At 62.9% G+C, this 14,630-nt stretch carries 20 protein-coding genes and 1 riboswitch; of the genes, 14 read left to right on the forward strand and 6 right to left on the reverse strand.

Annotation, left to right across the window (positions count from 1 at the left end; translation table 11 throughout):
- Window positions 1-12 precede the first annotated feature (12 nt).
- The 3 genes from RID42_15265 to RID42_15275 all read right to left on the reverse strand — a co-directional run bounded on the left by RID42_15265 (window position 13) and on the right by RID42_15275 (window position 1,528).
- Complete coding sequence (locus RID42_15265) at window positions 13-528, reverse strand: MaoC family dehydratase (GenBank protein MEQ8249037.1); 516 nt, start codon at window positions 526-528, stop codon at window positions 13-15.
- Window positions 528-941 (reverse strand): PaaI family thioesterase, encoded by a 414-nt coding sequence (locus RID42_15270; protein ID MEQ8249038.1) that lies wholly within the window; start codon window positions 939-941, stop codon window positions 528-530. Before RID42_15270 ends, RID42_15265 begins: the two co-directional genes overlap by 1 nt.
- A gap of 74 nt (window positions 942-1,015) precedes the next feature.
- On the reverse strand, window positions 1,016-1,528 hold the full coding sequence (locus tag RID42_15275) for a DUF192 domain-containing protein (GenBank protein MEQ8249039.1): 513 nt from the start codon (window positions 1,526-1,528) through the stop codon (window positions 1,016-1,018).
- Window positions 1,529-1,585: 57 nt separating this feature from the next.
- Window positions 1,586-1,687: riboswitch (TPP riboswitch) on the forward strand.
- Between RID42_15275 and RID42_15280 the strand changes: the two genes are divergently transcribed.
- The 3 genes from RID42_15280 (at window position 1,675) to RID42_15290 (ending at window position 4,199) form a co-directional block, all read left to right on the forward strand.
- Complete coding sequence (locus tag RID42_15280; protein MEQ8249040.1) at window positions 1,675-2,472, forward strand: ABC transporter ATP-binding protein; 798 nt, start codon at window positions 1,675-1,677, stop codon at window positions 2,470-2,472. It overlaps the preceding riboswitch by 13 nt.
- A complete protein-coding gene (locus tag RID42_15285) occupies window positions 2,469-3,242 on the forward strand; it encodes an ABC transporter permease (GenBank protein MEQ8249041.1) in 774 nt (257 codons plus the stop codon). Before RID42_15280 ends, RID42_15285 begins: the two co-directional genes overlap by 4 nt.
- Before the next feature lie 12 nt (window positions 3,243-3,254).
- The gene (locus RID42_15290) at window positions 3,255-4,199 is read left to right on the forward strand and encodes an ABC transporter substrate-binding protein (GenBank protein ID MEQ8249042.1); all 945 of its coding nucleotides are present in this window, start codon (window positions 3,255-3,257) and stop codon (window positions 4,197-4,199) included.
- Here the strand turns inward: RID42_15290 and RID42_15295 are convergent.
- Window positions 4,196-4,711 (reverse strand): cold-shock protein, encoded by a 516-nt coding sequence (locus RID42_15295; GenBank protein ID MEQ8249043.1) that lies wholly within the window; start codon window positions 4,709-4,711, stop codon window positions 4,196-4,198. The two genes, RID42_15290 and RID42_15295, sit on opposite strands and share 4 nt — an antisense overlap.
- Before the next feature lie 269 nt (window positions 4,712-4,980).
- Between RID42_15295 and RID42_15300 the strand changes: the two genes are divergently transcribed.
- From RID42_15300 to RID42_15345, 10 genes are read left to right on the forward strand one after another with little or no spacing between them, the layout of a single operon-like run.
- Entirely contained in the window at window positions 4,981-5,454 is a 474-nt protein-coding gene (locus RID42_15300; protein ID MEQ8249044.1) for a Na+/H+ antiporter subunit E, read from the forward strand.
- Entirely contained in the window at window positions 5,454-5,729 is a 276-nt protein-coding gene (locus RID42_15305) for a monovalent cation/H+ antiporter complex subunit F (protein MEQ8249045.1), read from the forward strand. The genes RID42_15300 and RID42_15305 overlap by 1 nt, the downstream gene beginning before the upstream one ends.
- A complete protein-coding gene (gene mnhG, locus RID42_15310; protein MEQ8249046.1) occupies window positions 5,726-6,052 on the forward strand; it encodes a monovalent cation/H(+) antiporter subunit G in 327 nt (108 codons plus the stop codon). The genes RID42_15305 and mnhG overlap by 4 nt, the downstream gene beginning before the upstream one ends.
- A complete protein-coding gene (locus RID42_15315) occupies window positions 6,019-6,615 on the forward strand; it encodes a DUF4040 domain-containing protein (protein ID MEQ8249047.1) in 597 nt (198 codons plus the stop codon). Before mnhG ends, RID42_15315 begins: the two co-directional genes overlap by 34 nt.
- A complete protein-coding gene (locus RID42_15320; GenBank protein ID MEQ8249048.1) occupies window positions 6,612-7,028 on the forward strand; it encodes a Na(+)/H(+) antiporter subunit B in 417 nt (138 codons plus the stop codon). Before RID42_15315 ends, RID42_15320 begins: the two co-directional genes overlap by 4 nt.
- A gap of 3 nt (window positions 7,029-7,031) precedes the next feature.
- Entirely contained in the window at window positions 7,032-7,385 is a 354-nt protein-coding gene (locus RID42_15325; protein MEQ8249049.1) for a cation:proton antiporter subunit C, read from the forward strand.
- On the forward strand, window positions 7,382-8,857 hold the full coding sequence (locus tag RID42_15330) for a monovalent cation/H+ antiporter subunit D family protein (GenBank protein ID MEQ8249050.1): 1,476 nt from the start codon (window positions 7,382-7,384) through the stop codon (window positions 8,855-8,857). The genes RID42_15325 and RID42_15330 overlap by 4 nt, the downstream gene beginning before the upstream one ends.
- Window position 8,858: 1 nt before the next feature.
- Window positions 8,859-10,322, forward strand: a complete 1,464-nt coding sequence (locus tag RID42_15335; protein ID MEQ8249051.1) for a monovalent cation/H+ antiporter subunit D family protein — start codon at window positions 8,859-8,861, stop codon at window positions 10,320-10,322.
- The gene (locus RID42_15340) at window positions 10,322-10,558 is read left to right on the forward strand and encodes a hypothetical protein (protein ID MEQ8249052.1); all 237 of its coding nucleotides are present in this window, start codon (window positions 10,322-10,324) and stop codon (window positions 10,556-10,558) included. Before RID42_15335 ends, RID42_15340 begins: the two co-directional genes overlap by 1 nt.
- Window positions 10,551-12,239 carry a Na(+)/H(+) antiporter subunit D gene (locus RID42_15345; GenBank protein ID MEQ8249053.1) on the forward strand — a complete coding sequence of 563 codons (1,689 nt, stop codon included), beginning with the start codon at window positions 10,551-10,553 and terminating at the stop codon, window positions 12,237-12,239. The genes RID42_15340 and RID42_15345 overlap by 8 nt, the downstream gene beginning before the upstream one ends.
- Here RID42_15345 and RID42_15350 read toward each other — a convergent pair.
- Complete coding sequence (locus RID42_15350; GenBank protein MEQ8249054.1) at window positions 12,236-13,114, reverse strand: hypothetical protein; 879 nt, start codon at window positions 13,112-13,114, stop codon at window positions 12,236-12,238. The two genes, RID42_15345 and RID42_15350, sit on opposite strands and share 4 nt — an antisense overlap.
- Window positions 13,114-13,797: a hypothetical protein gene (locus tag RID42_15355; GenBank protein ID MEQ8249055.1), complete on the reverse strand. Its 684-nt coding sequence runs from the start codon at window positions 13,795-13,797 to the stop codon at window positions 13,114-13,116. Before RID42_15355 ends, RID42_15350 begins: the two co-directional genes overlap by 1 nt.
- A gap of 146 nt (window positions 13,798-13,943) precedes the next feature.
- Between RID42_15355 and RID42_15360 the strand changes: the two genes are divergently transcribed.
- Window positions 13,944-14,561 carry a carbon monoxide dehydrogenase subunit G gene (locus tag RID42_15360; protein MEQ8249056.1) on the forward strand — a complete coding sequence of 206 codons (618 nt, stop codon included), beginning with the start codon at window positions 13,944-13,946 and terminating at the stop codon, window positions 14,559-14,561.
- Window positions 14,562-14,630 lie beyond the last annotated feature (69 nt).

Genomic DNA, 14,630 nt, shown 5'->3' on the forward strand with positions numbered 1-14,630 from the left:
GCGCCGCGGGACTTAGTAGTCCGCGCGATCGTCGACGCCGTGGCCGCGCTTGGGCACGAGGAACGATCGCTCGTAGGTCATGAAGACGGTCCCGTCGTCCTTCTTGCCGGTCGTCTTGATAGTAACGATGCCCTGCGTCGGGCGCGACTTGGATTCGCGTTTACTCAGCACTTCGCTCTCGGCATAGAGCGTATCGCCGGCAAAGACCGGGGAACTGAGCTTGATCTTGTCCCAGCCCAAATTGGCGATGGCCTTTTGGGAGGTGTCGCTGACGCTCATGCCCGCCACGATGGCGAGGGTAAGCGCAGAGTTCACCAGCGGTTTTCCGAATTCGCTCTTGCGCGCGTAGGCGTAGTCGAAATGGACAGGGTGGGTGTTCATCGTGAGGTTGGTGAACCAAATGTTGTCGGTTTCGGTGATCGTGCGACCGGGCCGGTGTTCGTAGACGTCGCCGACTTCGAAATCCTCGTAGTAGCGTCCGAGGTCCTCGCGGTAGCGCTGCGGGCCGATTTCTTTTCTTCCGTACATTACGCTTCTCCTGGTTGATTGACTTGCGGGGCGCCGCCGCGGCGACGGTCGAGCGTTTTGAATACCGCCGAGGCCGTCAGCAGCGACCGCGGCCCCGCGACGAGAGTAGTTTCCGCAAACACAAGGTTACGGGTTTCGCGGGTGACGATGGGCCTTGCTTCGACCCAGTCGCCGGACTTGGCAGGCGCCAAATACTCCATCACTAACCGTATTGTCACGGTCAACCGGCCAAAATCGCGCGACGGAAATTGCCCCAATACGATATCTGCAAAGGTTGCGAGCATGCCGCCGTGCAGGACACCGCCGATGTTCAGGTGTTTGGGTTGGACCCGAAAGCCATAGAGGTTGCCGGAATCGTCGTCGCGCTGGAACACGGGCCCAACCAGCACGCCGAATGGGGAACGCTTTTCCAACAAATAGAATCCAGGGGGCGCGTCAGCACCCGCCGTTTCCGGACTATCGCCGCCATTCTGCCCGCCCATTGCGTTTACGGCGCATTCCCAAAGACCGGGTGGCGGACAATGTCGCCGATTTCGATCCCGTAACGGTCGGCAACGCCGGCGTTGGTTTCCAGAACGGCCAAAACCGGTTCCGGCGAGGCGATCCCTTCTTCGGAATGGGGGACGGTGCGCTTGGCGATTTTCACGATCCGCCCGTCGGCTTTGATGAAAAACATGTCGAGCGGGATCAGCGTATTGCGCATCCAGAACGAGACCGGCTGTTCGCGCTTGAAATCGAACAGCATGCCAGCCTTGGGCGCCAGGCTCTCGCGGTGCATCAGGCCACGCGCGCGGGTCTCGTTATTGTCGGCGACTTCGACCGTGAAGACGACGGGCCCGGAGGCCGCAACGACGACGACGTCTTCGCCGGTCAGGCGGTCCTCTGCCGCGCTCCCCGTCAACTCCTGCCCGGCCAGCGTTACCGCGAGGCCAAGGATCAGAATGATGACGATATACAGCAGCGGCCGCTTCAGGCCTTCAAAGTCCGGTCCTTTGGACACGTCGGCGATCTCTCCCGATAAACGTTCTCAACCGCACCTCACCGCATTATAGTGGTCGGATCAAGCGGGGGGAGCCTTTGGCTGAGAGGTTCCGCTGGAACGACCCCTCGAACCTGATCCGGTTAGTACCGGCGAAGGGACGCGCTATGACGACATTACGCGGCGGCGGCAACGCCGGCGATTCAATCGGCATTCGGATCGACGGGCTTTCGCTCGATTTCGGTGGCGTGCCGCTTTTTGAGCGGCTCACCGCGATCTTTCCTGCGGGCCAAACCAGTTGTCTGTTGGGTCCGAGCGGGGTCGGCAAGAGCACCCTGTTGCGGGCCATGGCCGGCTTGGTCGCCCCGAGCGCCGGGCAGATTGCCGGCGGCGACGGCAAGCCGCTGGCCGGTCGGGCGGCCTATATGGATCAGTCGGATTTGCTGTTGCCGTGGTTGAGCGCCCGCGCCAACGTCACGCTCGGAGCGCGGTTGCGCGGGGCGCAGCCGGACGTCGCGGCCGCCGACGCCCTGCTCGCGTTGGTCGGGCTAAAGGGGCACGAAGCGAAAAGACCCGCGGCGCTGTCGGGGGGGATGCGCCAGCGCGTGGCCCTGGCCCGCACCTTGATGGAAGACCGCCCGGTCGTCTTTATGGACGAACCGTTTTCGGCGGTCGACGCCCTCACCCGGTTTCGCCTGCAAGACTTGGCCAGCACCGTCCTGCGCGGTCGAACGGTGGTGCTAGTGACCCACGATCCCCAGGAAGCGCTTCGACTGGGGCACCGGATCTTTGTGCTGGCGGGGACGCCGGTGCGACTCGACGAATCGGCAATGCCCGAAGATCCGCCCCCCCGGGCACCGACGGCGGGCGACTTCCCGGCACGCTATCGCTCACTAATGGATCAACTCGCCGCGGACCAACTCGCGACGGACAGCCTCGCCGGGGGCGAGGTCGGCGGGTCATGACCCGTATTGTTCGCATCGCGGTAACGGTGGCCGGCTTGATGGCCGTCTGGCAGGCGATCGTCTGGATATCGGGCGCACCGCCCTACCTGCTGCCGAGCCCGCTCGATACCGTGATCGCGCTGACCACACGCGCCGGACTGATTGCCGGGCACGCACTCGTCACGCTCTCAGAGATCGTCGCCGGGCTGATCCTGGGCACGGCATTGGGGGTCGTCAGTGCGGTGGTCATTGCCTCATTCCGGCCAGCTCGCCGATGGCTGATGCCCGTTCTGGTGACGAGCCAGGCCATTCCGGTCTTCGCGATTGCGCCGCTGTTGGTGCTGTGGCTCGGCTATGGGATGGCCTCGAAGGTCGGGATGGCGACGCTCATCATCTACTTTCCAGTGGCGTCGAGTTTTCTCGACGGGCTGCGCCGGACCGAGACACGGTGGATCGACCTTGCCCACACGATGACCGGCGGGCCGCGCGCGCGCCCGTTCGCGGTGTTGCGCCACGTGCGACTGCCGGCCGCGCTGCCGGCGCTGGCGTCGGGCCTGCGGGTTGCCGCCGCTGTCGCGCCGATCGGCGCGGTCGTCGGCGAATGGGTCGGATCGGGTGCCGGGCTTGGCTATTTGATGTTGCAGGCCAACGCCCGGGTTCAAATCGATCTGATGTTCGCCGCGCTGCTGACCCTCGCGGCCCTCGCGGTCACGCTCTATTTCCTCGTCGACCTCGCGTTGCGCAAAGCCATTCCCTGGCAGCCCGACACGTTGCCCGAATCCGACCCCTAAAGGAGACACGTCATGAAAAGCCTTCGCCTCCTCGCGTTCCTCTTGACCGCCCTCGTCGCCGCGCCCACCGCCCAAGCGGCCGAGCGCCTTACGGTGATGCTCGATTGGTTCATCAACCCCGATCACGCCCCACTTTATGTGGCGCTTGAACGAGGCTATTTCGCCGAGCAAGGGCTCGAGGTCGAATTCGTCCAACCGTCGGACCCGAACGATCCGCCCAAGCTGGTGGCGGCGGGCCGGGCCGATATCGCAGTCTCGTATCAGCCCCAGCTGCATCTCCAGGTCGCCCAGGGATTGCCATTGCGACGGATAGCAACCCTTGTCGCCACGCCGCTCAATTCCCTGGTAGTGCTCGCCGACGGACCGATCCGCACCATCGCCGACCTCAAGGGTAAGAAAGTCGGATTTTCGGTGGGCGGCTTCGAGGACGCGCTGTTGGGCGCGATGCTGGAACGCCACGGGCTGTCGCTCGCAGACGTGACTCTGATCAACGTGAACTTTTCGCTGTCGCCGTCATTGATCAGCGGCCAGGTCGATGCGGTGATTGGCGCGTTCCGGAATTTCGAACTGAACCAGATGGAAATCCTGCAACGTCCGGGCCGGGCGTTCTACGTCGAAGAAGAAGGCGTCCCGGCGTATGACGAACTGATCCTGGTGGCGAGCGCCGAGCGGCTGGACGATCCTCGCCTCACCCGGTTCATCGCCGCGCTCGAACAGGGCGTGCAATACCTCGTCAACCATCCCGAAGAGAGCTGGCAGTTGTTCATCAAAGGGCGCGACGACTTGGACGACGACCTGAACCGACGCGCCTGGGCCGATACCTTGCCGCGCTTTGCCTTGCGGCCGGCGGCGTTGGATACCGGGCGCTACGCGCGTTTTGCCGAGTTTCTAAAAGAGCGCGGGATGTTAAGCGAGGTGTTGCCGACGGAACGCTACGCCGTGGAGTTGGTGCGTTAGCCTTCGATCAAGTCGATCTCTGCCACCTGCGGACCCTTGGGCCCCTGCCCGACCCGCACCCGCACCGATTGACCCGGCAGCAACTGCTCGACGCCGACGCGGCGGAGCGTTTTGATGTGGACAAAAACATCCTCGGAGTCCTCGCCCTGGGTCACGAACCCGTAACCTTTTTCCGGGTTGAACCATTTCACGGTGGCGACAAAGGCCTCGCCCTCGGGTTCGATCGCCGGCGGGCCGCTAGACTTCGAAGGCAGGGCGGTGGAGCGATCGACCTCGACCACTTCGATCGCCTGCCGGCCCTTGGGACCGTCGACGACGCGGCAGACCAGAGTCACCCCTTCCTCGACAATGTCGAAGCCGCCTTGCCGTAATGCTGAGAGGTGAACGAACACATCGCCGCCGCCATCAAGCGGCGTGACAAATCCAAACCCTTTGGAAATGTTAAACCACTTAACGGTGCCGCGAATCTCGTCACCGTTGCCGCGCCCCGAATCGGGGGAGCCGTCGACCATCACTAAGGCCCTGTCAAATCAAAACCAATACCGAGCACTAAGTGCGCCCCTAAGTCGCTGTATTCTAGCCGGAATTCGCGCGCCTCCGAAAGAACGACTGAATGCCTAGATTAAAACCAGATTTATTCAATTGTTTCCATTACTTGTGGAGATAACCTAAACTCAGGCACTCAATCGGATCGGACCCCCGGGGCTGGGATCAAGCGCCGCGGGCTTCGACCGGGACACTGTACATAGACCGACCGGCCGACGGTCGAGGGGGATCAGGCGTGTTTCGGGCGTTCAGTCTGGGAGTCTTTCTCACAGCCATTTGGTTGCTCCTGTCGGGGCACTACACACCCTTGATTCTCGCCTTTGGCGTTGGCTCGGTCGTTTTTGTCGTGTGGCTAGCCCGTCGCATGGATGTCGTCGATCACGAAGGCCATCCCGTTCAACTGACCGCCGCAGCGCCACGATTTTGGTTGTGGCTCGGGTGGCAGATCGTGGTGTCGAACATCGCCGTCGCCCGTGCAGTCCTAGCGCCACGCCTGTCGATCGATCCGCGCATGATCGAGGTTGACGCGCCCCAGGGCCACGACCTCGGCCGCGTAACCTTTGCCAACGCGATCACGCTCACCCCTGGGACCGTATCGGTACGCGTCACCGACGGCGGGCGCATCTTGGTCCATGCGCTGACCGCCGCATCGGCCGATGATCTCGCCAGCGGCGACATGGCCCGGCGTACAACGCGGATGACCGGCTGATGTTCTTTACCGCCGCCGTCGGGATTATTGCGACCATGACGCTGGCGCTCATTCGCGCGCTGGAGGGGCCGACGACCTTCGACCGTATCCTGGCGCTGAATATGGTCGGCACCAAAACGACGCTGTTGATCACCGTACTCGGATTTCTCACCGACCGCCCCGACTTCCTCGACATTGCGTTGATCTACGCGCTGATGAACTTCATCGGCGCGATTGCGGTCCTGCGCTACACCCAGTACGGCGACTTCTCCTCCGAGCGGAACGAAGGGCCATGATCGCGACGGCGCTCGATATCCTCAGTTGGCTTCTCATTCTGGGCGGCGCCGCCTTCAGTATTGTCGGCGCAATCGGATTACTGCGGTTTCCCGATTTCTACACGCGGCTCCATGCAGCCGGCATTACAGACACACTGGGGGCTTGGATGATCCTGGGCGGTGCGATCCTGCAAGTCGATAGCTGGCTGGTAGCCGTCAAAATCGCGTTCATCGCATTGTTTCTGTTCTTCACCAGCCCCACCGCGACGCATGCCTTGGCGCGCGCGGCGTTGGCCAGCGGGTTGAAGCCATGGTCGCGCACCGCGGAGAAACGGGAACCGTGATCCTCGGCATCGACATCGCCCTGCTGGTTTTGCTCGCCGTCGTCGGGATCGCGATCATTCGTCTGCGCAACCTGTTCGCGGTAACGATGTTGTCGGGCATTTACAGCCTACTGCTTGCCTGCGTCTTCGTCCTGCTGGACGCGGTCGATGTCGCATTCACCGAAGCCGCAGTCGGCGCCGGCATTTCGACAGTTTTAATGCTGAGCGTCCTGGCGTTGACAAAGAGCCGCGAACGGATTCCCGTGACCACGCCGCTTCTGCCGTTGGTCACGGTCTTGGTCACCGGCGGTTTGCTGATTTACGGCACGTGGGACTTACCCGCTTTCGGCGATCCTAACGCACCGGTCCACCAACATGTCGCACCGGCTTACCTTGCCGAAGCCGAACATCAAACGGGTGTCCCGAACGTAGTGACCGCCGTGCTCGCGAGCTACCGCGGCTATGACACTTTGGGCGAAGTCACCGTCATCTTTACCGCCGGGATCGGCGTGTTGCTGTTGTTGTCGGGCGGCTACCGGCGGCGGCGCAAAGAGGACGAGCCGGACAGCAGGGGCCGCCCGTGAAAAATAACGTCATTGCCCGCGTTGTCGCCAAGCTGACGATCCCCGGTATCCTGCTGTTCGCGCTCTACGTCCAATTTCACGGCGACTACGGCCCCGGCGGCGGTTTCCAGGCCGGGGTCATCTTCGGCGCCGGATTTATTCTGTACGGGATGGTCTTCGGGTTGGAGAACCTGCGCAAGGTCGTCCCGCCGCAGGTCACGACGACGGCCATTGCGGTCGGCGTCCTGCTTTATGGCGGGGTGGGGATCGTCTCCGAACTGCTCGGGGCCAACTACCTCGACTATAGCGCGCTCGCACCCGACCCCCACGACGGCCAGCACATCGGCATCATCGTGGTCGAACTCGGTGTCGGGATCACCGTTGCCGCCGTCATGATGACGATCTTTACGGCCTTCGCAGGGCGGCAGCGTTAGACCATGGAACTCCTCGGACACTTCAATTATTGGATCGTCGTCGTCCTGATGATGATCGGTTTCTACGCGCTGATCGCGCGGGGCAACTTGATCAAAAAAATCGTTGGCTTGAACATCTTCCAAGCCTCGGTGTTCCTGCTTTACATCAGCCTCGGCAAGGTGACCGGCGGGTCGGCGCCGATTATCGCCAAAGGCGTCACGATCTATTCCAACCCCCTGCCCCATGTGTTGATTCTCACGGCAATCGTCGTCGGCATCGCAACGACAGCGCTCGGTCTCGCGCTGGTCGTGCGCATCCACGAGAGTTACGGCACGATCGAAGAGAACGAGATCGCCCGCATGGACGGCGAAGAATGATCGGGCAATTCCCGGCGCTTCAGGTCGTCATTCCGTTATTGGGCGCGCCGCTGTGCATCATCTTGCGGCGCGGGGCGCTGCCCTGGGTGGTCGCGGTCTTGATCAGTTGGACGGCGCTGTTCATGGCGGCAGCATTGCTGCATCAAGTCGGCGACGGCGAGATCGTCTCCTATGCGATTGGCGGCTGGCTCGCACCGCTCGGGATCGAGTACCGCATCGACACGCTCAACGCGTTCATGCTGTTGCTGGTCTCGGGGACCGCCAGCGTCGTTCTGCCGTTTGCCTACAAGAGCGTCGCCAAGGAGATCCCGGAAGACCGCCACTATTTGTTCTATAGCGGATTCCTGTTGATGCTGACCGGCTTGCTCGGAATGGCGATCACCGGTGACGCCTTCAACGTGTTCGTCTTTATCGAGATTTCGTCGTTGTCTTCCTACGCAATGATTGCGATGGGCCGTGACCGCAGGGCGCTGTCGGCGGCATTTACCTATTTGGTGCTGGGCACCGTGGGTGCGACGTTCTTCCTGATCGGGGTCGGTTTGATTTACGCCGTCACCGGCACGCTGAACATGGCCGATCTGGCCGAACGGCTGCCGGCGCTTTACCAAAGCCGGACGGTACTCGCGGCCTTTGCCTTCCTGTCAGTCGGTATCTTGCTCAAGCTCGCGTTGTTCCCGCTGCATCTGTGGCTGCCGAACGCCTACACCTATGCGCCGTCAGTGGTGACCGCATTTCTTGCAGCCACGGCCACCAAGGTCGCGATCTACCTGCTGCTGCGCTTCGGGTACACGGTGTTCGGCGCGGAGTTCGTGTTCAACATCATTCCGGCATCGGAAGTGCTTCTGGCCTTGGCGCTCGCGGGGGTCGTCGTGGCATCCTTCGTCGCGATCTTTCAGACCGACGTAAAGCGTTTGCTCGCCTATTCCAGCGTCGCCCAGGTCGGTTACATCATCCTGGGCATCAGCTACGCCAACGTCACCGGCCTGACGGCGTCGATCGCCCACATCTTCAACCATGCCGTGACCAAGGGCGCGCTGTTCTTGGCGATGGGGTGCGTGGCCTACGCGGCGGGGAACTGCCGACTTGACGGTTTCGCGGGCCTCGGCAAGCGCATGCCGTTGACGATGGCAGCCTTCGTGATCGCCGGTTTGAGTTTGATCGGCGTGCCATTGACCGCCGGGTTCGTCAGCAAATGGTACTTGGTTCTGGGCGCAATCGAAAAGGGCTGGTGGCCTGTTGCGGTGGTCGTGCTCGCGACCTCGCTGCTGGCGGCGGTGTACGTATGGCGGGTGGTCGAGTTGGCCTATTTCCGGGACCCGCCCGCAGATTCGCCGCCCGTCGCCGATCCGCCCCTGATGCTCCTGGTACCGACCTGGCTGCTGACCGCGGCGTGCGTCTATTTCGGGATCGAGACCTCGCTGACGGTGGGGTTCGCCGAAGGGGCCGCGATGCAATTGATGGGCGGACGCTGAGATGACGGCCGAAACCCTGATGATCCTCACGCTGGCGGTACCGCTTGCCGGTGCTGCGGTAATTTCCCAGTTGGGGCGCTGGCCGAACGTCCGCGAGGCAGCCACCTTGCTCACCGCCACCGCCCTTTTTGCGATCAACATCGCCTTGGCTGCCGACGTCCTGCACGGCGCGCGACCGGAAGTGATTCTCGCCGGGCTCATCCCGGGCGCACCGATCGTCCTGGGTGCCGAACCGTTGGGGGTGATCTTCGGGCTGGTCGCGAGTTGCCTGTGGATCGTCACGTCGATCTACGCGATCGGGTACATGCGGGGCAAACACGAAGCCAACCAAACCCGCTTCTACACGTTCTTTGCCATTGCCTTGGCCAGCACGATGGGGGTCGCCTATGCGGGCAATCTGATCACGTTGTTCATTTTCTACGAAGCGCTGTCGCTGTCGACCTATCCGCTGGTGACCCACCACAACGACGACGCGGCGCGGCGCGGCGGGCGCACCTATCTCGGCATCCTGCTGAGCACCTCGATCGGGTTCTTCCTCTTCGGCGTGCTGTGGGTTTGGCACGAAGCAGGCACCCTCGCGTTCACGCCGGGCGGCGTTTTCGCCAGCCAAACCAGCACTACGGTTCTCGCGGCGATGCTGGCGCTGTTCGTCTTCGGGATCGGCAAGGCCGGGGTGATGCCGTTCCATCGCTGGCTGCCCGCGGCGATGGTGGCCCCCACACCGGTGAGCGCCCTGCTCCATGCCGTTGCCGTCGTGAAGGCCGGTGTGTTTTCGGTGGTGAAGGTCACCTACTACACGTTCGGCATCGACCTGCTGTCGTCGACCGGTGCGAGCACGTTCTTTCTTTGGGTTGCGGCCGCGACGATCTTAATCGCCTCGATCATCGCATTGCGCCAGGACAACCTTAAACGCCGCCTCGCCTATTCGACGGTCAGTCAGCTTTCCTACATTGTCATGGCGGCGATGCTGGCTAACTCGGCGGGGATCGTCGGCGGGGCATTGCATATCGCCTCCCACGCCTTTGGCAAGATCACGTTGTTCTTTTGCGCTGGGGCGATCTACGTCGCGTCGAGCAAAACCACCGTCAGTCAGCTCAAGGGAATCGGACGCACGATGCCCTGGACGATGACGTTCTTCGCGATCGGGGCGTTCTCCATCATCGGGTTGCCACCGACCGCGGGCTTCGTCAGCAAATGGTACATCGTGCTGGGCGCGATCCAGGCCGAACAGCCCCTGATGGTCGTGGTTCTGATCGTCAGTACGCTGCTTAGCGCCGCCTACCTGCTACCGATCGTCTATGCGGCATTCTTTCAGGCCCCCGAGGTTTCCGGGCCGCCGACCCACGGAGAGGCGCCGCTGCCGATTCTGATCGCGCTCGGCGCGTCTGTGGCACTGACCTTCGCAATGTTCTTGTTCGCCCAACCGGCCCTGCGGGTCGCCGCTGAAATCGTCGGGGGTTTCTGATGGAAAAGCATTGGCTGGTCCGTCCTAAAACGATCCGGTTGCTGTGGATCGCCATGTACGCGGTTCTGGCAGTGACCGTCCTGTTGCAAATCGTCTTCCACGTGCACGGGGAGTTTGGGGTAGACGAAGCGTTCGGGTTCAACGCCTGGTACGGTCTTGGGGCCTGCGCGCTAATGGTCGTCGGCGCCAAGATACTGGGCACCGCGATCAAGCGGAAGGACAACTATTATGATTAGCGCCGTGCCGCCGGGGCTGATCCTGATCGCGGGCGCGGGCTTGATTCCCTTTGTCGGCCCCACCACTCGCAAGGCTCTTGCGCTCATCCTACCGGTGCTGGCCCTGCTGGCGATGTGGGCCACCGGGCCGGACGGCGGCGCGATCTGGAGCGCGCCCTTTTTAGGCTACGACGTCCTGCCGGTGTTCTATTCGTCGATCGGCATCTTGTTCGCCACTGTCTTCGCGATCATGGCGTTCGGCGGCGCACTCTTCGCGCTGCGCAGCGCCAAGCCGACGGAAATGGCGGCAGCGTTTCTCTATGCCGGGAGCGCGATCGGAGTTGCCCTTGCCGGCGACTTCATCACGGTGTTCGTGTTCTGGGAAATCATGGCCATCGGGTCGACGCTGGTGGTATGGAGCGGCGGCACCGATGCCGCCCGGCGCGCGGGCCTGCGCTATGCGTTGATCCACTTCTTCGGCGGTGTCGTTCTGATGATCGGCCTGATCGGCCACGTCGACCAAACCGGGTCGGTTGCGTTCGGCGCGGTCGCGCTCGACACCTGGGCGCAGTGGCTGATGCTGGGCGGCTTCCTGATCAACGCCGGGGCGTGGCCGATGTCGTCGTGGATCCCCGACGCCTACCCCGAGGCCTCGCCGGCCGGAACGGTTTTCCTGTCGGCCTTCACCACAAAGACCGCCGTGTTCGTTCTGTGGGTCGCGTTCCCGGGCACCGAAGCGTTGATCTATGTCGGCCTGTTCATGGTGTTCTACGGGATCATCTACGCACTGCTCGAAAACGACATGCGCCGCATTCTTGCCTACAGCATCGTCAACCAAGTCGGCTTCATGGTGACGGGCATCGGGATCGGCACCGAGATGGCGCTGAACGGCGCGGCAGCGCACGCCTTCGCCCATATCATCTATAAGGGTCTGCTACTGATGTCGGCCGGATCGGTGCTGTATATGACGGGCCGGCGCAAGTGCACGGATTTAGGCGGTCTGTTTCAGAGCATGCCGATCACCGCCACCTGCGGTATTATCGGGGCGCTGGCGATCTCCGCCTTCCCGCTCACCTCGGGTTTCGTCAGCAAGTCGATGATCAGTCAGAGCGCCGCGGACCAGCATCTGATGTGGGTGTGGCTTCTGCTCACCGCGGCTTCCGCCGGGGTCTTCTTGCATGCCGGGATCAAATTCCCCTGGTTCGTATTCTTTCAAAAAGACTCTGGATTGCGGCCGCCCGATCCGCCCTGGACGATGCGGGCCGCAATGATTCTGTTCGCGGCTTTGTGCCTTGCGATCGGTATCTTCCCGCGCCCCCTGTACGCTCTGCTCCCCTTCCCGGTCGAATTCGTGCCCTACACGGGCAGCCATGTCGTTGCGCAGTTGCAGTTGCTGCTGTTCTCGGGTCTCGCGTTTTTCCTTTTGCTTCCCCTGATGAAGCGAACGTTGACGATCAGTCTGGACGTCGATTGGTTGTACCGGCGCGCCGCACCGGCGGCGATCGCCTGGTTCTCGAGGGATTTACGCGACTTGATCGACGGGGTCTTGGGTGGCACACGCGAGCAAATCGGATCGATCGTCGATTCTCTAGCGCGGTATCACGGCCCCGCGGGCCTGCTCGCGCGGACCCTACCAACGGGTCGTGCGGTGTTTTGGGTGTTGGTCATTCTCGCGGCGTTTCTAGTCTTCAACTTCAGTTAGATGCGACCGTAGAAGCCGGCACCGGGCAGGCCGCCCGCGACCAGTGCGGGCGAGGAGTCCATGAGAACGCCGTAGAAGTATTCGAGGTCGCCGCGCGCGGCATTACCGTCCAACGACAACCAGGTTGTCGCCCGAAGTGAATCGGCGATCACCGGGGCCGGCACGCCGAGGAGCGCGACACCGGTTTCACCCGCATCGTCGGGATTTGTGGCCATCCAATTCAGCGCATCGACCATGACCGCAAAGAGGAGATCGTATTCGCCGGCGGTCAGATCTTCCGGAACAACCGTTGCGGCCTGCGGGAAGCGCGGCGCACGACCGGTCAACGCCGCCCATTCCCGTTGCAGATCGAGAACGCGGTGGGCGCCTTCGCTGGCGGCGGCGCTCGCGACCGGTTCGGGCAAGACCGCGACGTCGCACGCGCCGCTCACAAGGGCATCCTTCGCGGCTAGATAGGAATCGGTGTAGCTCACCTCGGCGTCGGTCGACAGGCCGAGTCCGGCGCGCGCGGCGAGCGTCGTGAAGATCGTATCGGGCATGTTCCCCTTGAGAGGGATGGCAATCTTTTTGCCGCGCAACGACGGCCAAGCGCCGGTCATCGGCGCGTGCGACAAGACATGCAAGATGCCCCACACGTTGACGCACAACAGGCGGATGGGCGTACCCGCGTTGTAGAGCGCGGCGGCGACATTGGTCGGGACGATGCAAAGATCGACCGCACCCGATTCGAGATCGGCCCGCATGGCCTTGGCGTCGGGCCAGGTCGCAAAGGAGACGTCAGAAAATGCCTCGGCGAGACGCGGGTCCTGGGCGGCACGGGCCAGGATGATCGACGGCGGCACCTTGAGTGCCCGAATCCGGAGCGCGCGCGCCACTAGCGCGCGTTGGGTTTGGCAGGCGCGGCGCGCTTGCCACGCTGGGCCGCTTCCTCGGCTGAAAGGATTCGCCGCACACCAGCGCCCGCGGCGGCCTTCCGTGCGCCGTTCGCCTTGGTCTGCCGCGGTGGGCTGCCCGAGAGGCCCGGCACCCACTTTTCGGCTTTCTTACCGGTGAGGGTCCAATATTCCTGTTCTTTGTTGCGGTTCTGGCCGGCACTGGTGCGCTTGTCCAAGGGTACCGCGTCGGCGCCCCCGCCATAGGCACGGTAGAGCAGTTCGATTGGGATTTCGAGCAAGGCGCCTTTGCGCAGGACGCCGCGCCAGGCACCATCGCGTTCGACTACGTTTTCCAATTGCTTGACGGTCTTCTTGCCGAAGCGCGACCATATCTCAACGAGGTAATCCTCCACTGCACGCGGCGGATCGTTCGCCTCGACGGCAAAGCGGCCGGCTTCGAGCAATTGATGGATATTGGGCTCGACCGGCCCAACCTGGGTTGCGAGGAACGTTGCCGGCATGATCTTGCGGCCGCGGTGCTCGGCAGCGTAGTGGGCCTGGGTGAGGTAGAGGAGATAGTGCATCCGGCGCTGTGACATCGTCTCGCCCGCCGATTCGGCGCGCGCCTGGAACCACCAGGCGATATCGAGGGTCGAACGGGTGGCCGGCGGCTGCGGGATCACTGTCGAATGTCCAGTCCGTACTCAGGTTCGATAACTTTAGACCCCACCGGCGGCCCGTGGCAAAACCTGCTGCCCTTGCCCCGCGGAGGCGCGATGACTACGTTGCCCGGCAACGATTAACGAACCCATAACAGGCGACTTTTCCTATGGATATGAAGGGTGAATATCGAATTCCCGCGGCCAAACAGGTCGTATGGGAGGCGCTCAACGATCCGGAGATCCTGAAGGCCTGCATCCCGGGCTGCGAGACCATCGACAAGACGTCCGAGACCGAAATGACGGCCACGGTTAAGGCCAAGGTCGGCCCGGTCAGCGCCCGCTTCAAGGGCAAAGTGACGTTGTCCGACCTCAACCCGCCCAGTAGCTACCGGATTTCCGGCGAGGGACAGGGCGGCCCGGCCGGCTTCGGCAAGGGCGGCGCTACGGTGACGCTGGAGGAGGACGGCGGCGATACCGTTTTACGTTACGAAGCCAACGCCCAGGTCGGCGGCAAACTCGCGCAAATCGGCGCGCGGCTGGTCGATGGGGCGGCCAAGAAGATCGCCGATGAGTTCTTCTCCAACTTTGCGGCCCATGTCGGCGGTGCCGCGGCGGCAGGCGCCGCCCCGGCGGCGGCACCTGCGGGAGGCGAAACACCGGGCCCGGCCCTCGCCGTCAACCACGAGACAGCGGAGAAACCCTCCAAGACGATCAGCACCGCGACCTGGATTGTCGGGCTTGTCGCGGTGGTCGCCGTCGTGTTGCTTTTGTTTAGCGTTCTGTAACGATTCAAGAGACGGTCGGCGCACTTGACCTGACCCATCGGGCCTAGGAAACTACCGCCGAATGCGAAC

It is taken from the genome of Alphaproteobacteria bacterium (assembly GCA_040216735.1).
Lineage (GTDB): Bacteria > Pseudomonadota > Alphaproteobacteria > SHVP01 > SHVP01 > CALJDF01.